This is a genomic window from Nocardia sp. NPDC051321 (genome assembly GCF_044455225.1).
Lineage (GTDB): Bacteria > Actinomycetota > Actinomycetes > Mycobacteriales > Mycobacteriaceae > Nocardia.
Window position 1 is genome coordinate 436,274 of sequence record NZ_JBITEM010000001.1, and the last position, 25,108, is coordinate 461,381.

Below are 25,108 nucleotides of genomic sequence, written 5' to 3' on the forward strand. Positions count from 1 at the left end.
TGCTGGATCGGTGATCTACCGGCCCGGTCCCGCCCTGAGACGCGGATGAAAGCCCGGTGAGACGTTCGTCCCGAAGTATCGACAGCACTAAGCCGTCAACACTCGGAGGAACCGTCCATGAATCGCCGAACACTCTGCGCGTTCGCGCTCATCGCCCTCGTCGCGGCCGGAGGCACGGCATGCTCCGACGACAAGAGCAGCAGTGCCGCCGCCCCGGGCACCAGCAGTTCAGCGGCGCCAGCACAGCCTGCCGCACCGGGGGACTACTGCCAGGCGATGGTCCAATTGTCCCGCAGCACCCGCGAACTGGGCTCGAAGTCCGATATCACCCCGGCCGACTACGCCAAGACGGCCGATCAGTTCGACCAGGTGAAAGCCGTCGCACCGGCCGAGGTCACCGGTGATCTCGACAAGATCAGCGCAGGCTACCGGGCCATCTCGAAAGGACAGGCCACCATCGACACCGTCGGCCCGGACATCGCTCAGGCGAGCCTGCACATGACCCAGGTGAACATGGAGAAGTGCGGGCCGCCCACCGCGCCTCGGTAAGCGCGAACTCGGTCGAGCCGAAGGAGACGAGAATGGATCCGACGAATTCCGATGTCCGGCTGCATGTACACAGGTGGGGTGAGGGGCCGCCGGTCGTGCTTGTGCACGGCGGGATTCTCGGCGGCCGCGAAGCCTGGCGCGCGCAACGGCCGTTGACCGAGCGGTGGACCCTGCTCGCGCCGGACCGCCCCGGCCACGGCGGCACACCCGCCGCGGGACGCCAGGATTTCGAGCCGGAGGCGCGGCTGATCGCGGATCAGCTGCTGGACCGGCCGGTGCATCTGGTCGGGTTGTCCTACGGCGCGATCGTGTCGATGTATGCCGCGGCGCAGCGGCCCGAGCACGTCCGATCGCTCACCATCGTCGAGCCACCGTTGTTCGGCATCGCCCGCGGGAACCCCGCTGTCGATGGGGTGGCCGCCGCGACTCGCGCGCTGATCGAAGACCCCGGTCTGTCGCCGGAAGCCGCGTTGGCGCGGTTCTTCGATGTCGAAGGGGTGCCTGTCGCCCTAGGCAATCCGGTACCGGCGGTGCTGATCGACGGGATGCGCCGGCTGCAGGGCGCACGCCCGCCGGATGAGGCCGCGCCGCCGATGGACGTGCTGCGGGCGGCGGGCTTCCCGATACTGGTGATTTCCGGTGGGCACATGGAGTCGAACGAAATCATCTGCGACGCCATAGCCGAACAGACCGGCGCCGAACGTGCGGTGTGTGCGGGGATGGGCCACCTGGTGCCCGACACCGGTGCACCGTTCAACGCACTGTTGGAGAAGTTCTTCGACGGTACGCCCTAGCAAGTGCCGTGCCCGGCGCAGGCGGCGAGGGCGGTGTCCGCCTGTCGCACCGGGGGCGGAGGGGTATCCCGGTGCGACAGGCGGGTGGGTCAGCCCTGGCCGAGCATGGCGCGCATGGTGTCGATTTCCGCGCGCTGGTTGTCGATGATGTTGCGGGCCAAGTTCTTCGACTCGATATTTGTGCCGGTGGCGAGCTCGGTCTCGGCCATGGTGACCGCGCCGGTGTGATGCTCGATCATCATGGTCAGCCACTGACGATCGAAGTCAGGGCCGGACGCGGCCTGCAGGGCCGTCATCTGATCGGCGCTCATCATTCCCGGCATGGGGTGACCGCCGTGCCCGCTCGCCGCGGTCGGGGCGGGCTTGCCGAAGCTCTGCAGCAACCCGGTGATCTGCTGCATCTCCGGTGCCTGCGCCTGTTCGACGTTCGCGGCGAGGGTCAGCAACTGCTGGTTCTGGCTGTGGCCGGGGACCAGTTTCGCCATGTCGACCGCCTGTGCGTGATGCGGATACATCATCTGCAGGAAGGTGACGTCGGCGTCGTCGAAGTCGGTACGGGCCGCTGGTGCGCTCGCGGACGCGGGGGTGCTCGATGCGCCGTGGTCCATGCCGGACATGGTGTCGTTGTCGCTACAGCCCGCGAGGACGAGGGCGGCAGCCGCGGTGCTCGCGGCGAGGACGGCGGTGATCCGGGTACGGGTGATGAACATGGTTGTGCTCCTTGGGAATTGCGCGGGACTGGGTGTCGGGCAGGACAAACTCCAGCGACCGTCCAGACGGTCGCCGGTGCACCTGTCAGATCCGCAGAATCGACAATTCGGCCAGTGAGAGCACTGTCCACGGCGGCGACCTTTCCCGCCGCGGCCGCCAATGGCGCAGTCGCGCAACACCATTGCCCGGCCGGTCGACAGCGATCCGATACAGCAGTACCAGCGCGAGCAACAGGGCTACGGCAGTAAGAATGAACACGCAACTGTGCATGCCACCGTGTGTGCCATCGCATCCGTCACCCGCGCAATCCGCATCTGGCGCAATATGATTGGTGCCTGGCAAGGTGATCGGCTCGGTGGACATCGTCGTAAGGTCTCGGGCGTCTGTTTCGGCGATCTCGTCGACCGGCATCGCCATTGGGGTGGTGTCGGTCGATTCGGCGAGCATCCGGCCGCCGTCGATCTCCTCGACCGCGGCGCCGCCATCGGACCGCACCATCGCGGCATGGTCGGAGCCCGCCGCATCCGCGTGGCCGGGTACGGCGAACACCGCCGCGTGCATCGTCACGATCCCGGCGAGTAGCACCAGCATGCCGAGCGCCCGCGCGAGCCCGGCGCGGAGCGGGAGGTGCTGTTCGGCCACGCGGCCAGTGTAGTAACGACTATTCGGCGCGATGCTGATACCCCCTGGCGGTACGGGTACCTACGGGGTGGCGACGTCGATGACCAGACGTGTCGGGTTGGTCAGCGTGGTGACGGTGAACCCGGGCCGATCGGCATTCACGCCGATGAACGACTGGGTGGTGCCCTCGAATACGGTGGTCCGGTAGACGCCCGCGATGGCGGGTGCGCTCGGATCGGTCGCGGGGTCGGGCCCCGCGTACGCAGGCACGGCGCTGTCGAACGGGTAGGCCGAGCCGAGGATCTGCACCTCGAGGATCGAGGTCCCGGCCACGTCGATCGGCTTGCCGCTGCCGTCCTGCACGGCCCGGTCGGCGTACTGCACGATCCAGCCGGGGGTGCCTTTACCGCCGAGGTCGTAGACCACGCGGTCGAAGCCGGGCTGGTGGCCGATTCGAATGTTGGTGACGGTGAGGCCCGCGTCGCCGGACGCGGTGCCGCGCTTGGTGGTGGCGTCGCGCGGGACACTCGGCGCTTCGGCCATGGTTCCGGTCGTCGAGGTGGGGGCGGCAGGGGTGGTCGCGGTGGATCCGTCGTCGCCGCAGCCCGCGAGCAGTGCCGTCGCGGCGGCGATGGCCAACACCATCCTGTTACGCATGGGACTGATGATAATCGGCTATCAGTGCATCGTGCGGGATTTATAGGTTTCTCAATGTTTGCCGTCGGAAGTAATTTCGAATGGACCGGCGCCGGGTCTGCCTCGTGATTGTCGCAGGCCGTACGCGAATCGCGCGTCACGATCTATCCGGATGATCTGAAAAGTGCTGTCGACCAAGTATTTCCGGCGAGTCGTGCGGCCATTCGCCGCTGCCTCGGTGGTTCTCGCCGGTGTGCTGAGCGCCTGCGCAAGCACCGGCACGGCGAAACCGGCACCCGCGGTGTCCCTGGCTCCGGTGGCGTCGACCTCTGCCGTGGCCCCGGCCGGCGCGCCGCAGAGCGAGGCGCCCGCCAAGACGCGGGGCTGGCTAAAAATCTACCGCGGCATTGCGCCGACCGGCACGAATGCCGTTCAGCTCTGCCATTGCGGACAATGGCGCTGCCGGACAGTACGTTACGGCCGCCGACCGCGCGCTGTACCGGTTCGACAACGCCTCCGCGACGCCGTCGAGGTCGAATTGCGCCGGAGATAGCGCCGAGACATGGCCGCCATTGATCGCGCAGCGCGGCCGGGTCGCGTACGCGGGTGCCACCCGCCCACGGCTCGTCGGCTTCGTCGAACGTGCCGATGGCGCATGCCAAATCGCCATCGCCGAGCGGCCGGTGTACTTCTTCATCGAGGACCGGAAGGCGGGAGACCTGCCTGGGCAAGGCATCGGTGGGATCTGGCGAGCGGTGACCTCGACGGGTGTCAAAGCGGGCGCTAACTTAAGGTAATCGCTTGCAGCACTGCGTATTACGGATAATGCCCAAGAGACTGCACGGTTTGCTGGAGTGGGTTTGCCGGGGCCGGTGCGAACCTAGGGCAACGATCTAGCACACTTGAGGCGTGACAGATATCGAGGACGTACTAAGCCGGTTGCGGCGCTATCCAGATGTGGAGGCTTTAAACCTCTACGCCGTGGATGCCGCCGACCGGCTGATCCTTGATGTCGCCGATGACGCGCTCGCCACTGCTGATAGCGGAAAGGTAGCTATCCTCGGCGACGCGTACGGCGCGCTCACCATCGGCGCGGTCGCCGCACATGAACTGCGCAACGTCCGCGTCTATCAGGATCTGCTGACCGGCGAACTCGCCCTGGCCAACAACGCCCGCGCGCTCGGCTACGCGGATCGCTACACCGCGTACCCGCTGGGCCGCGAGCTGCTCGCCGACGTCCGGGTGGTGTTGCTGCGGCTGCCACGGGCGCTGGCCGGACTGGCCGAGGTCGCCGATGCCATCGCCCGCTACGCCGATCCCGAGGTGGTGGTGTTCGCGGGCGGCCGCGACAAGTATCTGACGAAGTCGATGAACGACATTCTGGCCCAGTCTTTTTCCGAGGTCCGGGCCAGCCGTGGCAGGCAGAAGTCGCGCACCCTGCTGGTCAGCGGGCCGAAACCGGTCGGCGAGCCGCCGTTCCCGGTCCAGGACCGGCTCGACGACCTCGGCATCGACGTGGTCGCGCACGGCGCCGCCTTCTCCGGTGCCCGGCTGGATATCGGCACCCGATTCCTGCTCGACCACCTGAAGTGGATGAAGCCCGATGCGCGCGAGGCCATCGACCTCGGCTGCGGCACCGGGATACTGGCCGTCGCGCTGGCCAAGGCACGGCCCGCGCTCCGGGTACTCGGCACCGATCAGTCGGCGGCCGCGGTGGCCTCCGCACAGGCGACCGTGGCGGTGAACGGGGTCGCGGAGCGGGTGACGGTGGTGCGTGACGACGCGATGTCCTTGGCCGCCGACAACAGTGCCGACTTGGTGCTGTGCAATCCGCCGTTCCACGTCGGCGCCGCCGTGCACACCGGCTCGGCGATCAAGATGTTCGCCGAGACCGGCCGGGTGCTGCGGCCCGGCGGTGAGCTGTGGACGGTCTTCAACTCGCATCTCAATTACCGAGGTGTGATCGAGCGCATGGTCGGCCGTACCGACGTGGTCGGACGCAACCGCAAGTTCACGGTCACTCGGTCCGTGCGTGGCCTGCACGACGCGCAACAGCGGTAGAGTCCGAATTGTCCGCGTCGGCAACTTCCTCGGGAACTCGTGCCACGCAGCAAACGTTGGACCTAGCAGTTGGTTCTCGAGTGCGAACTCGATGAACAGCGGCATCGACCAGAAAGGGACGCAAGTGCGTAGCACAAGCAATCCGGTTTTCCGAAACTTGCCTCGGCAAGAGGGCAATGGCTACGCCAACTTCGGTTCCGGCGTGACCGGTGCGGGCCAGATGGGTCAGCAATTCGGCAATCAGTACGGGCAGCAGTACCAGCAGCCGCAGCCGTACCAGCAGCCGACGGCCACCCGGGCGATGACCATCGACGACGTGGTGACCAAGACGGCCATCACACTGGGCGTGCTCGCGCTGTCGGCGATCATCTCCTACGGCCTGACCAACGCGAACACCTCGCTGGCTCCGCTGTTCGTCATCGGCGGCGGTCTGGTCGGCCTGGTGCTCGTCCTCGTGGCGACCTTCGCCAGGAAGATGGACAACCCGGTCATCGTGCTGTCGTACGCGGTGTTCGAGGGCCTGTTCGTCGGCGCGCTGTCGTTCATGTTCACCAACATCGAATTCGGCGGGGTCGGCGGCAGCGCGATGATCGCGCAGGCCGTGCTCGGCACCTTCGGTGTGTTCGCCGGCATGCTGGTCGTCTACAAGACCGGCGCGATTCGCGTCACACCGCGCTTCACCCGGATGGTCGTCGGCGCCATGATCGGCGTGCTTGTCCTGGTGGTTGGCAACCTGATCGCCAGCTTCTTCATCTCGGGCGGCCTCGGCCTGCGCGACGGTGGCCCGCTCGCGATCGTGTTCAGCCTGGTGGTCATCGCGATCGCCGCGTTCAGCTTCCTGCTCGACTTCGATGCCGCCGATCAGCTGATCCGCGCGCAGGCGCCGGAGAAGGCGGCCTGGGGCGTCGCGCTCGGCCTGACCGTCACCCTGGTCTGGCTGTACGTCGAGATCCTGCGACTGCTGAGCTACTTCAACAACGATTAAGGGCAGCGGGTTTCGCCCCGCCGAGCCGACAACGGGTGGTTACCGGATTTCCGGTGACCACCCGTTCTGCGTTCGAATGGCAATCAGCTCAAGACATCGGTGGCCACATGATCATCGCCGCAATGCTCGGCCAGCACCGCGACGCCGACCGAGTTCTCGGTGCGCAGCGGGAGGATCTTCCGGTACTCCGGCGAGTCGTACCAGCCTTGCGCCGCAGCGGAATCCGGGAACTCGATCACGATGACATTGCCGTTGGCCGGACCCTCCAGCACGGTCTGTTTGCCGCCGTGCACGATGAATTTCCCACCGAACGGTGCCAGCGTCGCGTCGATGCGCTGGAGGTACTCGACGATCTCGGCATTGACGTCGACGTCGTACAGGTGGGCGATCGCATAGGCGGGCATTACGGACTCCTGAGCTGTTGTTGCGTTGATGCTCTTAATCTTTGACGTTCCGGGTAGCGAAAGCGATTACCTGACAGGTAAGAGTGCCGCCCACAACATAGAACGGCTTCCTATCCCGGGATAGGAAGCCGTTCTACTGATTTCGTGAGCACATGGGTAACTCACCGGGGACGGGCTAACGCATTGCGCATATCACCGCCGGTCGCCAACGGTGACCGACCATGCACCTAGATCTGGCCTGAATACCCGGAGAGGCGGATCAGCTCAGGCGCTCGATGACCATCGCCATGCCCTGGCCGCCGCCGACGCACATGGTCTCCAGACCGAACTGCTTGTCGTGGGTCTGCAGGTTGTTGATCAGCGTGGTGGTGATGCGGGCACCGGTCATGCCGAACGGGTGGCCGAGCGCGATGGCGCCGCCGGAGACGTTCAGCTTGTCCTCGTCGATCTTCAGCTCGCGGGCCGAGCCGAGCACCTGCACCGCGAACGCCTCGTTGATCTCGACCAGGTCGATGTCGTCGATCGACTTGCCCGCCAACGCGAGCGCGCGCTTGCACGCCTCGATCGGGCCGAGGCCCATGATCTCCGGGGACAGGCCGGAGACGCCGGTGGACACGATGCGGGCCAGCGGGGTGAGGCCGAGCTCCTTGGCCTTGGTGTCGCTCATGATGACGAGCGCGGCGGCGCCGTCGTTGAGCGGACAGCAGTTGCCCGCGGTGACGGTGCCGTCCGGACGGAACACCGGCTTCAGCTTGCTGACCGCCTCGTAGGTGACGCCGGCGCGCGGGCCGTCGTCCTTGGACACCACCGAACCGTCGGGCAGCGTGACCGGGGTGATCTCGCGCTCGAAGAAGCCGTTGTTGATCGCTTCCTCGGCCCGGTTCTGCGACCGGACGCCCCAGCGGTCCTGTTCCTCGCGGGTGATGCCGGTGAAGCCCGCGACGTTCTCCGCGGTCTGGCCCATCGCGATGTAGGCGTCGGGGATCAGGCCGTCCTCGCGCGGGTCGTGCCAGACGCCCGCGCCGCCCTCGGCGGTCTTCGCGGTGCGCGCCTGCGCCTCGGCGAAGAGCGCGTTCTGGGTGTTCGGCCAGCTGTCGGCGGAACCGTTCTTGTACCGGGACACGGTCTCGACGCCCGCGGAGATGAACGCGTGACCCTCGCCGGCCTTGATCGCGTGGAACGCCATCCGGGTGGACTGCAGCGACGACGCGCAGTAGCGGTGCACGGTGGTGCCGGGTACGAAGTCGTAGCCGAGCTGGACCGCGACGATGCGGGCCAGGTTGAAGCCCGACTCGCCACCGGGGGAACCGCAGCCGAGGATCAGGTCATCGATCTGGGCGGGGTCCAGGGCGGGCACCTTGTCGAGCGCCGCGCGGACGATCTGGGTGGTCAGGTCGTCGGGCCGCATGTCGACCAGCGATCCCTTGGCCGCCCGGCCGATGGGGGAGCGGGCGGTCGAGACGATGACAGCCTCAGGCATGAGGACTCCTTTGTCGGAAGGAACGTGCGAACCGCTGTTGTTACTCGCGGGTTCCTATCGAATCTACGTCGCGCCCCGGTGACCGGGCACCCGGGGTCGCCTCGCTCAGCGCCGCCAGCAGGACCGGAAGTAGTTGCGCGGCGGCGAGTTCGTAGCCTGCCGCCGAAGGATGGAAACCGTCGGCGGAGAACAGGAGTTCGGGCTGGGCCCGGAATTCCGGCGCGAGCAGGTAGCCCATCGGCACCGGGCGGCCGCCCGCGACGCTGGTGGCCACCGTTTGGGCGCGGGCCAACCGGACGCTCCAGTTGTGCACCACCGTGCGCAGCGGCTGCGGAATCGCGGTCACCGTGCCGAGATTCGGGCAGGTGCCGACCACCACGACGCTGTCGGCCATGCGCAGCCGGGCGACCGCGGCGGCCAGCCTGCGGGCCGAGGCGCGGACCGAGTGCTTCTTGGTGATGTCGTTGGCGCCGATGAGGATGATCGCGGCGTCCGGCGGCGGACCCGCCACGAACATCGCGTCCACCTGACCGGACAGGCCCTTGGAGGTGGCGCCGGAAATCGCCTTGGTGCTCAATCGGATTCGCTGCTCGGTGGCCAGGGCGAGGCCGCGGGCCAGGCGCACGCCGGGCACTTCGTCGGCGACCAGGCAGCCGACCCCGGCCGCGGTGGAATCGCCGAAGACCATCAGGTGCAGATCCGCGTGCTTACCGGAGCGCCAAGGTTCCGGTTCCAGGCAGCCCGCGGTGTAGATGCCGTCCGCTTCAGGCGGTTTCGAGGTGTCGCGGCCGATGACGCCACGCGCCGCGCCGGCCTGCGCCATCAACAGTCGAGAGGTCGCCCACCATGCGGTGCCGGCGCCGGAACCGGCCAGGACTGTTGCGGCACCGGTCACCGCGGCGGTACGCCAGCCGATGCGTGGTGCAGTCACAAAGGAAAATGTACCGACTTTACGCAGGCGGGGCAGCGGGAGCGGGAACGTCGAACCAGCCGTGCGCCGGAATGCTCGCCGCGTCGGTGGTGACGGTGACCTCGACATGGCCTGGACCGGTGTCCTGGAACAGCGCGTACTGGACGCTGCCGTAGAGGCCCGTGACGATCGTGTCCTCGTACCTGCCGACGGCACCGGTGGTGGTGTTGCGCCAGTCAACCATGGTGTGCACCTCGCACAGCGGGGCCAGCGGATAGTCGCCCTCGCCGATGCCGACGACCGGCAGCGCACGCATGTTGAGGATGGCCCGGCCGGGCCACGCGGGGCTGACATCGGCCCAGGTCCGGACGGTTGTCCCGCACAGGCCACCGTGCGCCATGGTGAGCACCTGGGGGAATTCGATGGTGACTGCGTTCGCCTGCGCGCCCGGTCCGACCAGGGCGGCCAGCGCCGCTCCGGCCAGAACAACGCCGGCCCTGGCGATGTTCGGCTGCTTCATGGTTCGGATCCTAAATGGGTGGTTGCCCGATTCCCGGTTTGTCAGGCCGGACGGGCTTGCGCGTGGCGTGCGCCAACTCACATCGGGTTCATCTGGAACTATGGGGCGCATGCGCATCGCCGACCATGTCGTGGACCTCATCGGCAATACGCCGCTGGTCCGGTTGAACTCTGTTGTAGGACCGAATACCGGACTGGTAGCGGCCAAGATCGAATACCTGAATCCGGGTGGTAGCTCCAAGGACCGGATCGCCGTGAAGATGATCGACGCGGCCGAGAAGTCCGGGCAGTTACGGCCCGGTGGCACCATCGTCGAACCCACCTCCGGCAACACCGGTGTCGGCCTCGCGCTGGTCGCTCAGCAGCGCGGTTACCACTGCGTCTTCGTCTGCCCCGACAAGGTCAGCGAGGACAAGCGCAACGTGCTGCGCGCGTACGGCGCCGAGGTTGTGGTGTGCCCGACCGCCGTCGCGCCGGAAGATCCGGCCAGCTACTACAGCGTCTCCAACCGCCTGGTCGGCGAGATCGACGGCGCGTGGAAGCCGGATCAGTACTCCAACCCCGGCGGTCCGGACAGCCACTACGAGACGACCGGTCCGGAGATCTGGCGCGACACCGACGGCACGGTCACCCACTTCGTCGCGGGTGTCGGCACCGGCGGCACCATCACCGGCGTCGGCCGGTACCTCAAGGAGGTGTCCGGCGGCAAGGTCAAGATCATCGGCGCCGACCCGGAGGGCTCGGTGTACTCCGGCGGCACCGGACGGCCGTACCTGGTCGAGGGCGTCGGCGAAGATTTCTGGCCGTCCGCCTACGACCCGGCGATCCCGGACGAGATCATCGCGGTCTCCGACGCGGACTCCTTCGACATGACCAGGCGGCTGGCTCGCGAGGAGGGCCTGCTGGTCGGCGGCTCCTGCGGCATGGCGGTGGTCGCGGCCATCGAGATCGCCAAGCGGGAACCGGACGCCGTTGTGGTGGTGCTGCTGCCGGACGGCGGCCGCGGCTACCTGTCGAAGATCTTCAACGACCAGTGGATGAGCTCCTACGGCTTCCTGCGCGAACGCCTCGACGGCAGCACCGTGGAACCGTTGGTCGGTGATGTGTTGCGCGGCAAGTCCGGCGAGCTGCCCGACCTGGTGCACACCCACCCGTCGGAGACGCTGCGCGACGCCATCGAAATCCTGCGCGAGTACGGGGTTTCGCAGATGCCGGTGGTCGGCGCGGAGCCGCCGGTGATGGCAGGCGAGGTCGCGGGCAGCGTCTCGGAGCGCGACCTGCTCTCGGCGGTGTTCGAAGGGCGTGCGCACCTGACCGATTCGGTCGGCAAGCACATGAGCCCCTCGTTCCCGCTGATCGGCGCGGGCGAACCGATCTCCGCCGCGACCAAGGCGCTCTCGGACACCGACGCGCTGATGGTCGTCGAGGAGGGCAAGCCGGTCGGCGTCATCACCCGCCACGATCTGCTCGGCTTCCTGAGCGTAGGGACGTTCGGGCACTGACGCTCAGCCGCCTCTCCGCGAATTCAGGCCAGATCTAGGTGCGTGGCCGTCGGCGGGCCGGCGGCGAGGCAGTGGCACCCAGGTGCGCACGAGATCTGTTGTCGAGGAATGTCGGTCGGGGTCCGAGTGGACCCCGGCTATTCGAGACGGGCACGCAGTGATCGGGCGTCGCGTGGGGCCATGACCTTGGCGTCGTTGTCGAAGTAGCAGTAGACGTCGTGGTCGGTGGACCAGGTGCGGATTTTCTCGGCCCACATGTCGAGGCCCTCGTCGGTGTAGCCGCTGACGTACAACTCGTCATGCCCATGCAGCCGGATGTAGACGAAGTCCGCGGTGACCTCCTCGATCAACGGGAATTTGCCTGCGGCGTCGGCGATTACGAGCGCGATCTCGTGCTTGGTCAGCAAGTCGGTGAATTCGGGTGTGACGAAGCTGGGGTGCCGGATCTCCAATGCGTGCCGCAGCGGACGGTCGGCGTCGGTGGTCGTGTAGGCCGGATCCACCCGATGGTCATGCCGTTTCGCTATTTCCACGGCCTGCGTGGTGGTGCGGGGGAGGTGCCCGAAGAAGGTCGCAAGCACCTGCGGATCGAACTGGAAGTTCGGCGGCAGCTGCCAGAGGATCGGGCCGAGTTTGCGGCCGAGGGCGAGCAGTCCAGAGGCGAGGAAGTTCGCCAGCAGTTCGTCGCCATCGCGCAACCGCTTCATGTGCGTGATGAATCGGCTGCCCTTCACCGCGAACACGAAATCGTCCGGCGTCTGACTCGCCCAGTTCTGATAGCTCGACGGGCGCTGCAGCGCGTAGAACGAGCCGTTGATCTCGACGCTGTTCAGCTGCTGCGACAGGTACGCGAGCTCGCGCTTCTGCGTCACGCCCTTGGGATAGAAGACCCCGCGCCAGGGCGGATACACCCACCCTGACGTGCCGATCCGGACCTCGCCCATCCCTCCATCGTGGCAGCAGCTAGCCGGATGCGCCGCTCGCTACCCGATCTTGTCGCAGTGTCGCGACCCGTCCGACCGCCCACGCGACCACCAACGCGGCGAGGAACGACAGCAGTGACGCACTCATCCACGCCTGCTTGGTGAAGTGCAGCTTCTCCTGCGCGTTCACCCAGAAGTCGGTCCACACGCCGGCATCGCCCGGATTGATGAGTTGATAAACCGTGAGCCCGGCCAGCCAGGCGATGATCATGCCCCAGCGCGGCGGGGCGTCGTCGGAGGTGTTCCACTCGCCCTTCGCACGCAGGAAGAAGTCGGCGACGAGCACGCCGAGCAGCGGCACGAACACCGAACCGATCAGGCCGAGGAAGCCGAAGTAGTTGGCCATGTTCAGCCGCAGCGCCAGCAGCGTGATCAGCAGGCCGAGGCCGATCGACAGGATCCGCCGGTCGATGCGCGGCGCGAGGTTCTGGATCGAGACGGCGGTGGAGTACACATTGGCGAAGGACTGGTCGGCCTCGCGCAACACGAAGACGAAGAAGAACAGTCCGCCGAGGCTGACCTGCAGGAACGGCGAGTACTGGCCGTCGCCGGTGGCGCGGGCCAGCGCGAACAGGCCGAGCGTGTAGGCCACGATCTGGGTGATCGCGTAGGCCCCGCTCGCCGCGCCGAACGCCGTGCCGGTGCTGCGCGAATGCCGGGTGTAGTCGGCCGCGACCGGCACCCAGGAGATCGACACCGCGAGCGCCGCGTCGGTGGCGATCCAGAAGAGGTTCCAGTCCGCGCCGAACGGGCCGCTGCCGTGCGGGCCGGGATTGGCCGACAGATCGGGCAGGCCGGTCCGGAAGAACTGGATGTAGAACCAGATCAGCGCGATCACCACGCCGACCGTGACGAACCGGCGCAGCATCCGCACCGAGCCGAGCGGCCAGATCGTCAGGACCGTGGTGAGCACGCCTGCGGCCACCACGTAGAGCCAGTGCGGGCCGCCACCGAACAGCTCGTCGGCCGCGTCGCCGATGACGATCAATTCGAAGGTGCCCCAGCCGATCAGCTGAGCGATGTTCAAAACGGTTGGCAGATAACTGAGTTTCGCGCCGAACAGGCCGCGCAACAGGACCATCGCCGGTTTGCCGGTCTTCGCGCCTGGCACGGCGGCCAAGCCGAGCATCAGCCCGCCGACGACCGTCCCGACGATCATCGCGAGGATGCCCGCGGAAATGGAGATCTGCGGTGCACCATCGGAATTCGGCGCGAGCACGGTATACGCGCCGGAGAAGGCGATGAGGCTGACGCCCAGATTTGCCCAGAATGCGCTCTGATCCCAGAAAGACAGCACCTTCGGGGCGGGTTCGTCGAGGGTGAAGGGAGCCTCGTGCCGATCGGAGTTGTGCAGGGTCGGTGAAGACATGACCGAAACGCTCTTCCTACGCCGGCATTACCCGGACAGGTTCATGCGGTCGGCGAAGCGCTGGGGTCCGCCCTCTCAGCCCGGCCTTGCCCGAGCTCCCGCGGTGGGGTGGTTCGGGCGAATAGTACACGTGGCCGTGTAGCAGTCTGTGCGATCCGCACGAGAGCAGCTGTGAGCTGCGAGTTCGCTCGAATCGGTATCGTGGAGCTCGGGCAAAGTACGGACCAACACAGGGCTTAGGAAATGTCCGTTCTGAACTGGGGATTGGTGCGCTGCGGCCGGAATCACACCGGTCGTTAACCGCGATAACGGAGTTGTAACGGTCTGTTCACTGTCTAGGACCAGGATTACGAAGTATGACTCGGAGGCAAGTGATCGGTTGGGTAGCTCTGCTTACCTCGGTGCTTGCCGGGGCCGAGTTGCTCGATCGGGTGAATTTTCCCGCGCCGCAGATGATTCTCGCGATCGTCGTCGGCGGCGCCCTCGCGTTGGCCGGGAAGTTGCCCGCGCCGATGCCCCGGCAGCTGTCGTGCGGCGTGCAGTCCATGCTCGGTGTGCTGATGGGCAGCTATCTGGAAATCTCGCTGCTGTCGAGTATCGGATTGGCGTTGATCCCGGTGCTCGCGGTGACGGTGGCGACGCTGTTGATCAGCTTGGTGGTCGCGGTGGTGTTCGCCCGCTTCGCGCACGTCGAGTTGCCGACCGCGACGCTCGGCCTGCTGGCGGGCGGTTCCGCGGCGGTGGTGGCGGTGGCCGACGATATGGACGCCGATCCACGCCAGGTGGCGTTCATGCAGTACCTGCGGGTCGCGCTGGTCGCCGTGAGCGCACCCGCCCTCGGCGCGCTACTGAACAACAGCGGCGACAGCCTGAGCAGCGGACACGCCACGCTCGGCGCCTCGGTCACCAATCCTGATCTGCCGTTCTGGATGATCGTCGGACGCGGCGACCAGGTCGCCGGTTTGTCCATCGCGATCATGCTCTGCGTCGTCGGCACCAAGCTCGGCAAGCGGCTCGGCCTGCCGAGTCCGGCGCTGATCGGGCCGATGCTGATGACCGCGGTGCTCACCGCCCTCGGCGTCAGCCACGGGTACGCGCCGACGAACCTGTTCAAGGACCTGCTGTTCGTGCTCATCGGCTTCGAGGTCGGCACCCGCTTCACCAGGACCGTCGTCCGCGAGATGGCCCGGATGATCCCCGGCATGACGGTCACCATCGTCGCGCTGTCCGCCATCGTCGCGGGCCTGGCCTTCGCGGTCGCCACCTTCGTCGACCTCGAGCTGTCCGACATCTACCTGGCCACCACGCCGGGCGGTATCAACGCCGTGCTGGCCACCGCCGAGTCGATGGACGCCAACCTGCCGCTGATCACCTGCGTGCAGAGCATGCGCCTGCTGCTGATGGTGCTGATGCTGCCGTTGCTGGCCAAGGGGATGCGGTGGTTCTCGGCGCGGCAATTGTCGATGCGAGAACCCGAGCTAGCGGTCTGACCCGGTCTGCGCGGACACTATCGGCCGGTTGCCGGGCTTTCTCCCCGTTCGACGCGAAGATTGTTCGTGCAGACCGACACCACCGCACAACTAAGCCTTTCGAACCGCGCCCACAATCAGATCCGTCCACTCATCCGCCAACGAAGCGAGCCGATACCACGCCGCGTGCACCCGAACGTCGGACACTTTCTCAGCGGTATGCAGCAGGTGGCTGGCATGCGCGTGGGCCGCGGCCATGCGATCGATGGTGGCACCGAGGGAGCCGGTGCGTAGGTGATCGGTGCAGCTGCGGCGGGGCAGCTGGGTGGCCACCCAGGTATCGATGGCGGCGACCAATTCCGCGCGGCGGCAATCGATTCCGGCGGCCGCGAGCGGATTGCCGTGGCGCTGCCGATGCAAGGTGGCCAGTCTGCGGGCCCAGCCGATCAGGGGATGCTCGGCGCTCGGGTCGCCCTCGGGGCTGCCGAAAGCGGCGACCAGCTCGCGTTGATCCGGCAGCGACCGGGCGGTATCTCCGGTGGCGGGCAGCGCGCGATCACGAACGAACATCGCGGGCTCCCAGCGGCCGGTGACTCGTTTCGGCTGACAAGGTCTTCATCGTGCACCTCCGGGTGACGTCAGGCGGGAGGCATTGCCCTGATGCCGAATCCGAACTAAGGGTGCGCCGCGTACCTCGGCGTGTCGGTGACATCGAGATGGCACAGCGATGACAGGTCGTAACAATCTTCTCCTCATCGCGGTGGGACGGGTGGTGAGGAAGACCGACCAGTCGGCGATGGCCGGAGTCGAGAGTACGGCCTCAGGTAACGGATCGGGCGAGCGGTCGCGCCGAAAGCCGCAATGTGGCAAATTATCTGCAAACGGAAGGTTCGAGTTATGCGGCCGGGGTATAACCGGCGTTGAAGCAGCCTCGGCAAACCGCCCTGGCTTAATCGGATAGCGAAGGGATGGGCATGTACACCTCCAGTTTGGCTATCGATTTCCAGAAGGGGTTCTCGGACGCGTGGAGTTCGGTGGCCACGTTCGTGCCCAAGCTCGCCGGATTCATCGTCATCCTGCTCATCGGCTGGATCGTCGCGAAGGTCGTTTCGACGATCGTGGACAAGGTGCTCGACCGGCTCGGCTTCGACCGCCTCGTCGAGCGGGGCGGCCTCAAGCAGATGATGTCGCGCAGCCGGTACGACGCCTCCGACCTGCTTGCGAAGCTTGCCTACTACGCGATCCTGTTGATCGCTTTGCAGCTCGGCTTCGGCGTCTTCGGCCCGAACCCGGTGAGCGATCTGCTCGACGGCATCGTCTCCTGGCTGCCGAAGGCAGCGGTCGCGATCATCATCGTGGTGATCGCGGGCGCGATCGCCTCCGCGGTGCGTGACCTGGTCGGCAACATGCTCGGCGGCCTGTCCTACGGCGCGATGATCGGCCGGATCGCCGCGGTGTTCATCTGGGGCGTCGGCATCGTCGCCGCGCTGAACCAGATCGGGGTGGCCATGTCGGTCACCATGCCGATCCTGATCACCGTGCTCGCCACCATCGGCGGCATCCTGGTGGTCGGCGTCGGCGGCGGCATGGTCCGGCCGATGCAGCAGCGCTGGGAGAACTGGCTAAGCGGGCTGGAAGAGGAGATGCCCGCGGTCAAGGGGCACGCGGAGGCGTACTCGCGCGGCCGCGAAGACGCCTCGCGTGAGCAGCTGTGGATGGATCAGCAGGCCTCGCGTGGCCAGGGCCAGCACGCGCAGCAGTGGGATCAGGGCGCGATGCAGGGTGGCGGCTCGTACGAGCAGTCCGGTGAGTACATGGGCTACCGCGACCCGGGCGAGCGGCGCTAGGCAACGAACAAACGCGTCCGCCGTGGGCTATGGCCCGCGGCGGACGCGTCGTGTCATGGGCTCAGGCGAGCTGCTGCGACGGGTGCAGGCACACACTCGCCAGGCGCAGCTGGAGCCAGTCGGCGTTCGCCCAGCTGCCGAGATCGTCCGGCGCCGCACTGGTCATGCCGTGGTCGGCCGCGGCCTCGCGCACGTGATCGAGGAGGCCGCGCGCGTAACCCGCGAGCAGCACGCTGATCGGCACCCGCGCGGCACCTTCGACGCCGAGCTCGAGGATGTCGCGCACGGCGGCCGCGTGCTGATCCAGCGCCGCCGACAGCGCGGGCAGTTCCGCCGCCGCGGCGAGCGCCGGTACCCCGTGCGTCTTGTGCAGGCGGGTCAATATCTTGCGCGCCGACACTTCGAGCAACGCGGGGCCGAGCAGAAACATGTTCCTATGCTAGCAATCGGCGAGTCTTTATAGAACTGTGACGCTTGACCCAGTCTGATTCGCCGGAAAAGTACGGTCCAGCAAACACTCCGCACGAAAATCATTGCTAGAGAACCAGTTCGCCAACTGGGCCGATAAATGCGACCGCTCGGTATTTATTACCGCTCGACTTTCGACGGCAAGCGAACCGATTCGCCTAGCAGGCTCGCTGTTACCTGAACGCGTTGGCGTCGGTCAGCGCGCGGCCGAGCACCAGCTGATGCACCTCCGCCGTGCCCTCGTAGGTGAGCACCGACTCCAGGTTGTTCGCATGGCGCAGCACCGGATAGTCCAGCGTGATGCCGTTGGCGCCGAGGATGGTGCGGCACTCGCGGGCGATCGCGATGGCCTCCCTGGTGCTGTTCAACTTGCCCGCGCTCACCTGTTCGGGCGTCACCACGCCACGGTCCTTCAGCCGGCCGAGGTGCAGCGCGAGCAGCTGGCCCTTGCCGAACTCCAGCGCCATGTCCGCCAGCTTCGCCTGGGTCAGCTGATATCCGGCCAGCGGCTTGTCGAACACCTCGCGGGTGCGCGCGTATTCGATGGTCGAGGCCAGGCAGTCGCGGGCCGCGCCGAGCGCGCCGAAGATGATGCCGAACCGGGCCTCGCTCAGACAGGCCAGCGGCGACGCGAGCCCGCGCGACTCCGGCAGCACGGCATCGGCGGGCAGCCGGACGTCGTCGAAGTCCAGTTCGGCGGTCACCGAGGCGCGCAGCGACAGCTTGCGATGCATCTCGCGCGCGCTGAACCCCGGCGTCCCGGCGGGCACCAGGAAGCCGCGAATCACCTGCCTGCCCTCGTCCTCGGTCTGCGCCCAGACCACCGCGATGTCGGCCACCGAACCGTTGGTGATCCACATCTTCGAGCCGTTGAGCACCCAGTCGGTGCCGTCCCGCTTGGCCCTGGTCCGCATGCCGCCGGGGTTGGAGCCGAAATCGGGTTCGGTGAGACCGAAGCAGCCGAGCGCGCGGCCCGCCGCCATCTCCGGCAGCCACTGCTGCTTCTGCTCCTCCGAGCCGTACTTGTGGATCGCGGTCATCGCCAGCGATCCCTGCACCGACACCATGCTGCGCACGCCGGAATCGACGGCCTCCAGTTCCTGGCAGGCCAGGCCGTACATCGTCGCCGACATGCCGGCGCAGCCGTAGCCATCGAGATGCATGCCGAGCAGCCCGACCTCGCCGAGCTGCGGCGCGAGTTCGCGTGCCGGGAAGGTGCCCTCCTCGAACCAGTCCGCGATGTGCGGTCGCAAGCGTTGATTCGCGAAGGTCGCGACGGCATCGCGGATCTCGCGCTCATCGTCGGACAGCAGGGAGTCGATCGCGAACAGTTCTTCCACAGTCACCATGCGCTAAGCGTAATTGGGAGGGCGCCGGTGATATCGGGGTCTTCGGAGGTGCTCGTCATAATATTTCCGGTCTACCCGCCCTAGCTGCGTAACTACGTCGGAACGGGGGCGGGATCGTCCGCAGCGTCTCCATCTGGTACTACCGGGGGGTTGCCCGGGGATCGCCCCTGATTAGGCTGGGGCCATGAGCGATCTGGGGTTCTCGACACGTGCCGTCCACGCGGGATTCGATCCCGACCCGCAGACCGGCGCGGTCAACGTGCCCATCTACGCGAGTTCGACGTTCGCCCAGGACGGCGTCGGCGGTCTGCGTGGCGGTTTCGAGTACGCCCGCACCGGCAATCCGACCAGGTCCGCGCTGGAAGCGAACCTCGCCGCGCTCGAATCCGGCAGCTACGGCCGGGCGTTCGCGTCGGGCATGGCGGCCACCGACTGTGCCATTCGCGCGGTGCTGCGTCCCGGCGACCACATCGTCATCCCGGACGACGCGTACGGCGGCACCTTCCGCCTGATCGACAAGGTGTTCAGCCAGTGGGGCATCGAGCACTCGCCCGCCCACGTATTCGACGTGGACGAGATGCGCGCGGCGATCCGGCCGAACACCAAGCTGGTGTGGGTGGAGACCCCAACCAACCCGCTGCTGAGCATCGGCGACATTCCGGCGCTCGCCGATATCGCGCACGGCGCGGGCGCGAAGCTGGTGGTGGACAACACCTTCGCCACCCCGTACCTGCAGCAGCCGCTGCTGCTCGGCGCGGACATCGTCACGCATTCGACCACCAAATACCTCGGCGGGCACTCCGATGTGGTCGGCGGCGCGCTGATCACCAACGATCCCGAGCTCGACGCGGCGTTCGCCTTCCTGCAGAACGGCGCGGGCGCGGTGCCCGGCCCGTTCGACGCGTTCCTCACCATGCGCGGCACCAAAACCCTTGCCGTGCGGATGGATCGGCACTGCGACAACGCGGAGACCCTGGCCGAGTTCCTCACCAGGCATCCGGCCATCTCCCAGGTGATCTATCCCGGCCTGCCGGAGCATCCCGGCCACGCGGTCGCCGCCAAGCAGATGCGCCGGTTCGGCGGGATGATCTCGGTGCGGCTGCACGGCGGTCCGGACGCGGCCCGCGACTTCTGCTCGCGCACCAAGGTTTTCACCCTCGCCGAGTCGCTGGGCGGGGTGGAATCGCTGATCGAGCATCCGGCCGCGATGACGCACGCGTCCACCGAGGGCTCCGTGCTCGAGGTCCCCGCGGATCTGGTGCGGCTCTCGGTCGGTATCGAGGACGCCGCGGATCTGCTCGCCGATATCGAGCAGGCGCTCGGCTAGGAACCGCGCACAGATGACGAAACGGCCGCACCTCGGATTCGGGTGCGGCCGTTCGTGTCTCAGGGGAACATATCGGCCGGGTCGCGGGAGACCGCGGCCGCAAGTATCAGCTGTGGTACGGCTCCGCGCTGACCAGGGTGACCTTCATCGTCTTGCCGTTGGGCAGCGTGTACTCGCGGGTGTCGCCGACCTTGGCGTCGATGAGCGCGCCGCCGAGCGGGGACGCGGGCGAGTAGGTCTCCAGCTTGGAGTCGTTCAGGCCCTCTTCGCGGGTGGCGATGAGGAAGGTCTCGGTGTCGGACTCGTCGCCGTCGTAGTAGACCTTGACGACCGAGCCGGGGAGTGCGACGCCGGACTTGGTCGGCGCGACACCGACCTTGGCGTTGTTGAGCAGTTCCTGGAGCTGGCGGATGCGCGCCTCCTGCTGGCCCTGCTCCTCGCGCGCGGCGTGGTATCCGCCGTTCTCCTTGAGGTCGCCCTCTTCACGGCGTTCGTTGATCTCGGCAGCGATAACGGGACGATTGGCAATGAGCGCGTCGAGTTCGCCCTTGAGCCTGTCGTGCGACTCCGGGGTCAGCCAAGTCACTTGCGTCTCAGTCATCTCGATCACTCCCTAGTAGTTGTTCCCGGCAGGCCGGGATTCCCTGATAACTGCCGCAGTACCCACCCGTGGGGCGGGCACGCACCAGTCGACGGCTAGAGCGATCCTGGGAAGTTCATCGAACCCCGACAGACCCTGGTTCCGGGCAAAGCTCATAATCCGGAACAGATAGCGCTGGCCGCCAATGCAGCAAACACGGCTCCGAACCCCGGAACCGTGTATCAGGCCATTTTAGCATGAATCACAAACGTGCAGGTCGGGGTTAATTTCGAGGAGAAATGGTACGGCAAAAGAGGCATATCACCCTGCTCGGAGATAGCTGGGAACCTGCCCGCTGCAGCCGTAGATACTGCTCGACGCTGGTCGAGACGAGGTCTTGACCGTGGTGGTCTGCTCGATCGTGCCGCTGGTAGAGGGCTCGATCAGCACCTCGCGGCGGCCGACCTCGACGCTGTCGCGCGCCATTGCGCGGACGAAACATACCGCAGCTTGTCCAGGGTCCTTGCGAGTGACCTTGATCCGGATGGTCATGGTCGCGTCGTCGACGACGGTGTAGCCGAGCTGCTCGGACTCGATGTCCTTCGGCCCGTACTTCTGGTAGCCGAGGAAGGCGACGCCGCAGCCGAGCAACACCACGACCACGCCGAGGACCATCGGCAGCCAGCGGCGGTCGACCGGCGGCTTGGTTCCATACCGGTCGGTCGGCCTACTGCTCGTCGCCGGACCCGAGGCGTCGCTTCGATCGGTCACAAGGTCGCTCCCGGGGGGTACGTCGGAACAAAAGTCGGTCGAATGGAACTATAGGGAACGAAGACCCGACACCCGCGAGCGAGAGCGATGGTGAACGAGACGTGAGTGGCCTTCGCCTCATGGCGGTGCATGCCCACCCCGACGACGAATCGAGCAAGGGTGCCGCGACGACCGCCCGGTACGCCGACGAAGGACACGATGTCCTCGTCGTGACGCTGACCGGTGGCGAACGTGGCAGCATCCTGAACCCCGCGATGGACACCCCCGGTGTCCTGGACCGGATCAACGAGGTCCGCCGCGAGGAGATGGCCGCCGCGGCGCGCGCGCTCGGCGTGCGCCAGCACTGGCTCGGATTCGTCGATTCCGGTCTGCCGGAGGGTGATCCGCTGCCGCCGCTGCCCGAGGGCAGCTTCGCGGTGATACCGCTGGAGGAGGCCACCGAGGCGCTCGTCCGGGTGGTCCGCGAGTTCAAGCCGCACGTGATGACGACCTACGACGAGCTCGGCGGCTATCCGCACCCCGATCACATTCGCTGCCACGAGGTATCGGTCGCCGCGTACGAGGCGGCGGGCGATCCCGAACGGTTCCCCGACGCGGGCGAGCCGTGGACGCCGCTGAAGTTGTACTACGACCACGGTTTCACGGCCCGGCGGATGGAGATCTTCGCCGAGGAATACGAGCGGATGGGTGAGCCGTTCCCGCTGCAGGAGTGGCTGGACCGGATGCGCAAGTACGTCCCGGAGCGCGGCGACGTGTTCTCCAGGGTCACCACGCAGATCGACTGCGCCAAGTACTTCCCGCAGCGTGACGACGCCCTGCGCGCGCACGCGACCCAGATCGACCCGAACGGCGCGTTCTTCGCCATTCCGCTGGAGCTGCAGCAGCGGCTCTGGCCGACCGAGGAGTTCGAGCTGGCCAAGACCAGGGTCAAGACGGCGCTGCCGGAGACCGACCTGTTCGCCGGCATCGAAGACGAGCAGCGGTGATGCTGGTTCTGCTCGCGCAAGCCCCCGGCGGCACCCCGACGGGGCCGGAGTTCGGCAAGGCGTCCCCGCTCGGCCTGGTCATCATCTTGATCCTGCTGGCGGGCACGGTGCTGCTGGTGCGTTCGATGAACAAGCACCTCAAGAAGCTGCCCGCGACCTTCGAGCCGGAACATCCGGAACCGGACCAGGAGGCCGACGAGGGGACCGAGCGCGGCATCACCACCCGGCCCGACGAGGCCGAGCCGGACAGCCGGGCCGAAAAGACCTGACTTCCGCAGTTCAGGCTGGACCGAGCAGATCCCAGCGATTGCCCGCGATATCGCGGAATACCGCTACCCGTCCATAGGGCTCTTGCCTTGGCGCGGTGATGAATTCGACGCCGTACGACACCATTCGATGGAACGCGGCGTCGAAATCGTCTACGCGGAGGAAGAATCCGACTCGGCCCGCTGTTTGGTCGCCGATCGCCTCGGCCTGCTCCGCGCCGTCCGCCCGGGCGAGCAGCAGGCCCGTCTGGGCGCCGGGTGGGCGAACGACGACCCAGCGCTTCGGTCGCCCGTCGTTCGTCTGTGCGGGGTAGTCCTCGATCAAGTCGAATCCGAGCGGCCCGGTGAAGAAGGCGATCGCGGGGTCGTAGTCCTCGACAACGATGGTGCAAAGGTCGATTCGCATGGTCACGACATGATAGGCGACGGCCATTGCCCGCGGACGCGGCGAAAATCGGCTGGTTGAACCGGCAACGATGGCGCGGGCAGGCGGTGTGAATTTCAATCGAGGGTAACAGGTTTGAACGCTGCCTGAAGTGGATAAAGATAGCGCTACGGGTCCAGCTTAATCGGAAGTGGTTGTCAGCTTCACACCACTGCATAGCGCGCTCTACGGTCACAACGTCGCTAACGCAACGGTTTTCAAACGTTCTGGTGCGACCGTTGCGTGCGCACCGAGCGCATTGCACACTGTAGCGAGCATGCATTCGGCTCGCGCATCCGCTTAATCCGACGGCCACCGAGAAGCACACTGCTGGCAACCTAATTCGCCGCGACCAGCTTTCGTAACGACCGCCATATGTCGCCCGCCTGTGTTACCAATTCAGCCAGACCGCTCGACCGAAGGAAGCTCATGGAGAACGTGATCGGACAGATCGACCGTGCACTCGATGCGACGAGCGTGATCGTCGCCGCCTTGGACGAGAGCTCCATGACGGCGCCGACGCCATGCCGGGAGTGGGATGTGCGTGCCGTGCTCAACCACATGGTGGGCAACATGCACTTCTTCGCGGCCGCGCTGAGCGGCACGGATTCCGGCGCCGATCACGAATCCGATTGGCTCGGCGGCGATCCGCAGGGCGCGTACGCGGCGGCGGCGGAGGTGGATCGGGCCGCCTGGCATCGCCCCGACGCGCTGGACAACACCGTGCACGTGTCGTTCGGCGCGCTGCCCGCGCCGATGGCGGCTCTTGTGCACCTCACCGAACTGGTTGTGCACGGCGTCGACCTCGCGGTCGCCGTCGGCAGGCCCGAGCTGGCCGACGATGAGCTGTGTGGCGAACTTCTCGCCACCATGCAGGCCAGGGGTGGCATCGATAAGTTCCGTGGGCCCGGCGTCTTCGACGCGGAAGTCGCTGTCGAAGAGGGGGCGCCCGCTCATCGCCGGCTGCTCGGCTATTTCGGCCGGGAAGTGCTCGCGCGCACGCCGTAGCGCGGGTTAACGGATCCGCACCACGGACGAGGCTGCGAGCAGCAACAGCTCCCTGTCCGCGATCTGCTGGTAGCCGAGTCGGCCACCGTGGTTGCGATGTAATGCGTGCTGCTCGGCATGCGCCGACGACGTCGCCGCGGTGATATCTTGCGCGGCGTCCGCATTCCGGCGTTTGCTGGTGAATTTGCGCATGGCAATTCAGCCCTTTCGTTCAGCTGCAGGTTTATCCATCCGATTTCCCAGGCACCCACGGTATTTCGGGCACACGAGGGAAACGTACGCCGCATTGTGGGTGCGTATTCATGCGCACCGGAGTTCGCGGTATGCCACCGCCGACTCACCCATATTCGAGCCGACGACAGGTAGCTCTACCGGTCGAGCTACCTGATCCGCCGATTCGGTCGAATCGACCGTTGTCCGCGCACCGGGCGCGTTGCGAACTGTATCCGGTCGAATTCGACCGGCGCATCTTATTTTTCGGTGACGCGGCGGACCGGGTGGCGCAGGATGGTCTTGGCCTGCGCGGCGGGAACCCTGCGCGGGTCGGAGAGATAGATCTCGTGATGGCGACCGTTCATCGCGAGCCCACCGGCGGTCATGAACGCGTCCATTCTGGCCAGCGTCTCCGGTTCCGTGGCGTACGGACCGACGTGCAGCGCCTGGACCGCGTCGCCTTCGGTGAGCCGCTCGAAGGTCGCCCCGTGCACGGAGGCCGCGGTGACGATCTCCGGCATGCGGATCATCAGCTTCCAATGCCACTCCTCGCGCGGCACCGTGAGCGGAGGTTCGTCGGACTCCACCCACCACAGCCCCTCCAGTTTCGGCACGACGAAATCGTGCCCGGCGGCCTTGGCGATCTTCTTGGCGCCGTACGCGGTTCGATACAGCGTCTCGACGGCCGTGGTGTATTCCGGGCCTTCCGGAGCTCCTGAACCGGTGACCGTCACGTACCCGTAGCTGCCGAAGGTGCGCAGCGTCGGTTCGGTGGGTGCGTGGTAGTAGTGCTTGTCGGTTTTGGCCAGGTCGAGCTTCATCCCTGTTCTCCAGTTCGCCTTGTCGGATGGAAGGCCAGCCTGAACGCTCCAGCGC

Annotated in this window: 29 protein-coding genes and 1 riboswitch; of the genes, 12 read left to right on the top strand and 17 right to left on the bottom strand. The window is 66.7% G+C overall.

Annotated features, from left to right (window positions below; all coding sequences use genetic code 11):
* The first annotated feature begins 117 nt into the window (after positions 1-117).
* Complete coding sequence (locus ACIA8C_RS01995; protein ID WP_397130379.1) at positions 118-549, top strand: hypothetical protein; 432 nt, start codon at positions 118-120, stop codon at positions 547-549.
* Positions 550-581: 32 nt separating this feature from the next.
* Complete coding sequence (locus tag ACIA8C_RS02000) at positions 582-1,343, top strand: alpha/beta fold hydrolase (protein ID WP_397130380.1); 762 nt, start codon at positions 582-584, stop codon at positions 1,341-1,343.
* A gap of 89 nt (positions 1,344-1,432) precedes the next feature.
* Here ACIA8C_RS02000 and ACIA8C_RS02005 read toward each other — a convergent pair whose 3' ends face one another.
* From ACIA8C_RS02005 to ACIA8C_RS02015, 3 genes are all read right to left on the bottom strand, one after another.
* Positions 1,433-2,053, bottom strand: a complete 621-nt coding sequence (locus ACIA8C_RS02005) for a DUF305 domain-containing protein (protein ID WP_397130381.1) — start codon at positions 2,051-2,053, stop codon at positions 1,433-1,435.
* A gap of 85 nt (positions 2,054-2,138) precedes the next feature.
* Entirely contained in the window at positions 2,139-2,696 is a 558-nt protein-coding gene (locus ACIA8C_RS02010; RefSeq protein WP_397130382.1) for a DUF6153 family protein, read from the bottom strand.
* Positions 2,697-2,756: 60 nt separating this feature from the next.
* Positions 2,757-3,332 (bottom strand): hypothetical protein, encoded by a 576-nt coding sequence (locus ACIA8C_RS02015; RefSeq protein ID WP_397130383.1) that lies wholly within the window; start codon positions 3,330-3,332, stop codon positions 2,757-2,759.
* A gap of 404 nt (positions 3,333-3,736) precedes the next feature.
* On the opposite strand from ACIA8C_RS02015, the gene ACIA8C_RS02020 reads away from it, so the two are divergent.
* The 3 genes from ACIA8C_RS02020 (at position 3,737) to ACIA8C_RS02030 (ending at position 6,357) form a co-directional block, all read left to right on the top strand.
* Positions 3,737-4,108 (top strand): hypothetical protein, encoded by a 372-nt coding sequence (locus tag ACIA8C_RS02020; RefSeq protein WP_397130384.1) that lies wholly within the window; start codon positions 3,737-3,739, stop codon positions 4,106-4,108.
* A 112-nt stretch (positions 4,109-4,220) separates the two neighbouring features.
* Entirely contained in the window at positions 4,221-5,372 is a 1,152-nt protein-coding gene (locus ACIA8C_RS02025) for a class I SAM-dependent methyltransferase (protein WP_397130385.1), read from the top strand.
* A gap of 124 nt (positions 5,373-5,496) precedes the next feature.
* Positions 5,497-6,357 (top strand): Bax inhibitor-1/YccA family protein, encoded by an 861-nt coding sequence (locus tag ACIA8C_RS02030; protein WP_397130386.1) that lies wholly within the window; start codon positions 5,497-5,499, stop codon positions 6,355-6,357.
* Positions 6,358-6,440: 83 nt separating this feature from the next.
* Here ACIA8C_RS02030 and ACIA8C_RS02035 read toward each other — a convergent pair whose 3' ends face one another.
* The 4 genes from ACIA8C_RS02035 to ACIA8C_RS02050 all read right to left on the bottom strand — a co-directional run bounded on the left by ACIA8C_RS02035 (position 6,441) and on the right by ACIA8C_RS02050 (position 9,671).
* Positions 6,441-6,761: a DUF1330 domain-containing protein gene (locus ACIA8C_RS02035; RefSeq protein ID WP_397130387.1), complete on the bottom strand. Its 321-nt coding sequence runs from the start codon at positions 6,759-6,761 to the stop codon at positions 6,441-6,443.
* A 259-nt stretch (positions 6,762-7,020) separates the two neighbouring features.
* Entirely contained in the window at positions 7,021-8,241 is a 1,221-nt protein-coding gene (locus tag ACIA8C_RS02040) for an acetyl-CoA C-acetyltransferase (RefSeq protein ID WP_397130388.1), read from the bottom strand.
* Positions 8,242-8,281: 40 nt separating this feature from the next.
* Positions 8,282-9,172, bottom strand: coding sequence for an SGNH/GDSL hydrolase family protein (locus ACIA8C_RS02045; RefSeq protein ID WP_397130389.1), 891 nt, complete (start codon positions 9,170-9,172; stop codon positions 8,282-8,284).
* A gap of 19 nt (positions 9,173-9,191) precedes the next feature.
* On the bottom strand, positions 9,192-9,671 hold the full coding sequence (locus tag ACIA8C_RS02050) for a hypothetical protein (protein WP_397130390.1): 480 nt from the start codon (positions 9,669-9,671) through the stop codon (positions 9,192-9,194).
* A 109-nt stretch (positions 9,672-9,780) separates the two neighbouring features.
* Between ACIA8C_RS02050 and ACIA8C_RS02055 the strand changes: the two genes are divergently transcribed.
* Complete coding sequence (locus ACIA8C_RS02055; RefSeq protein WP_396994165.1) at positions 9,781-11,172, top strand: cystathionine beta-synthase; 1,392 nt, start codon at positions 9,781-9,783, stop codon at positions 11,170-11,172.
* Between the two features lie 137 nt (positions 11,173-11,309).
* Here ACIA8C_RS02055 and ACIA8C_RS02060 read toward each other — a convergent pair whose 3' ends face one another.
* Together ACIA8C_RS02060 and ACIA8C_RS02065 are read right to left on the bottom strand one after the other, a co-directional pair.
* A complete protein-coding gene (locus ACIA8C_RS02060; RefSeq protein WP_397130391.1) occupies positions 11,310-12,116 on the bottom strand; it encodes a DUF72 domain-containing protein in 807 nt (268 codons plus the stop codon).
* Positions 12,117-12,135: 19 nt separating this feature from the next.
* A complete protein-coding gene (locus tag ACIA8C_RS02065) occupies positions 12,136-13,524 on the bottom strand; it encodes a purine-cytosine permease family protein (protein WP_397130392.1) in 1,389 nt (462 codons plus the stop codon).
* Positions 13,521-13,636, bottom strand: a riboswitch (TPP riboswitch). Its footprint overlaps the gene before it by 4 nt.
* A gap of 244 nt (positions 13,637-13,880) precedes the next feature.
* Here ACIA8C_RS02065 and ACIA8C_RS02070 point away from each other — a divergent pair.
* Positions 13,881-15,014 (top strand): AbrB family transcriptional regulator, encoded by a 1,134-nt coding sequence (locus ACIA8C_RS02070; protein WP_396994162.1) that lies wholly within the window; start codon positions 13,881-13,883, stop codon positions 15,012-15,014.
* 90 nt (positions 15,015-15,104) lie between these two features.
* Here the strand turns inward: ACIA8C_RS02070 and ACIA8C_RS02075 are convergent, their stop codons facing one another.
* Positions 15,105-15,563, bottom strand: coding sequence for a DUF4254 domain-containing protein (locus tag ACIA8C_RS02075; RefSeq protein WP_397130393.1), 459 nt, complete (start codon positions 15,561-15,563; stop codon positions 15,105-15,107).
* Between the two features lie 404 nt (positions 15,564-15,967).
* On the opposite strand from ACIA8C_RS02075, the gene ACIA8C_RS02080 reads away from it, so the two are divergent.
* Positions 15,968-16,840 carry a hypothetical protein gene (locus tag ACIA8C_RS02080; RefSeq protein WP_397130394.1) on the top strand — a complete coding sequence of 291 codons (873 nt, stop codon included), beginning with the start codon at positions 15,968-15,970 and terminating at the stop codon, positions 16,838-16,840.
* Positions 16,841-16,901: 61 nt separating this feature from the next.
* On the opposite strand, the gene ACIA8C_RS02085 is transcribed toward ACIA8C_RS02080, so the two are convergent.
* Positions 16,902-17,270: a DUF6401 family natural product biosynthesis protein gene (locus ACIA8C_RS02085; RefSeq protein ID WP_397130395.1), complete on the bottom strand. Its 369-nt coding sequence runs from the start codon at positions 17,268-17,270 to the stop codon at positions 16,902-16,904.
* Between the two features lie 211 nt (positions 17,271-17,481).
* Positions 17,482-18,657: an acyl-CoA dehydrogenase family protein gene (locus ACIA8C_RS02090; RefSeq protein ID WP_397130396.1), complete on the bottom strand. Its 1,176-nt coding sequence runs from the start codon at positions 18,655-18,657 to the stop codon at positions 17,482-17,484.
* Positions 18,658-18,841: 184 nt separating this feature from the next.
* On the opposite strand from ACIA8C_RS02090, the gene ACIA8C_RS02095 reads away from it, so the two are divergent.
* Positions 18,842-19,984, top strand: coding sequence for a cystathionine gamma-synthase (locus ACIA8C_RS02095; RefSeq protein ID WP_397130397.1), 1,143 nt, complete (start codon positions 18,842-18,844; stop codon positions 19,982-19,984).
* 106 nt (positions 19,985-20,090) lie between these two features.
* Here the strand turns inward: ACIA8C_RS02095 and greA are convergent, their stop codons facing one another.
* A complete protein-coding gene (greA, locus tag ACIA8C_RS02100) occupies positions 20,091-20,585 on the bottom strand; it encodes a transcription elongation factor GreA (RefSeq protein ID WP_040738717.1) in 495 nt (164 codons plus the stop codon).
* 300 nt (positions 20,586-20,885) lie between these two features.
* Positions 20,886-21,335, bottom strand: a complete 450-nt coding sequence (locus ACIA8C_RS02105; protein WP_397130398.1) for a DUF4307 domain-containing protein — start codon at positions 21,333-21,335, stop codon at positions 20,886-20,888.
* A gap of 119 nt (positions 21,336-21,454) precedes the next feature.
* On the opposite strand from ACIA8C_RS02105, the gene mca reads away from it, so the two are divergent.
* Both mca and ACIA8C_RS02115 read left to right on the top strand, forming a co-directional pair.
* Complete coding sequence (gene mca / locus ACIA8C_RS02110; protein ID WP_397130737.1) at positions 21,455-22,321, top strand: mycothiol conjugate amidase Mca; 867 nt, start codon at positions 21,455-21,457, stop codon at positions 22,319-22,321.
* Entirely contained in the window at positions 22,321-22,590 is a 270-nt protein-coding gene (locus tag ACIA8C_RS02115) for a hypothetical protein (protein WP_396994155.1), read from the top strand. Before mca ends, ACIA8C_RS02115 begins: the two co-directional genes overlap by 1 nt.
* A gap of 10 nt (positions 22,591-22,600) precedes the next feature.
* On the opposite strand, the gene ACIA8C_RS02120 is transcribed toward ACIA8C_RS02115, so the two are convergent.
* On the bottom strand, positions 22,601-22,993 hold the full coding sequence (locus ACIA8C_RS02120; protein WP_397130399.1) for a VOC family protein: 393 nt from the start codon (positions 22,991-22,993) through the stop codon (positions 22,601-22,603).
* 447 nt (positions 22,994-23,440) lie between these two features.
* Here ACIA8C_RS02120 and ACIA8C_RS02125 point away from each other — a divergent pair, with 447 nt between their 5' ends.
* On the top strand, positions 23,441-24,019 hold the full coding sequence (locus ACIA8C_RS02125; RefSeq protein ID WP_397130400.1) for a TIGR03086 family metal-binding protein: 579 nt from the start codon (positions 23,441-23,443) through the stop codon (positions 24,017-24,019).
* Between the two features lie 6 nt (positions 24,020-24,025).
* Here the strand turns inward: ACIA8C_RS02125 and ACIA8C_RS02130 are convergent, their stop codons facing one another.
* Positions 24,026-24,211, bottom strand: a complete 186-nt coding sequence (locus tag ACIA8C_RS02130) for a hypothetical protein (RefSeq protein ID WP_396994153.1) — start codon at positions 24,209-24,211, stop codon at positions 24,026-24,028.
* A 278-nt stretch (positions 24,212-24,489) separates the two neighbouring features.
* Complete coding sequence (locus ACIA8C_RS02135; protein WP_397130401.1) at positions 24,490-25,053, bottom strand: GyrI-like domain-containing protein; 564 nt, start codon at positions 25,051-25,053, stop codon at positions 24,490-24,492.
* Between the last annotated feature and the right edge of the window lie 55 nt (positions 25,054-25,108).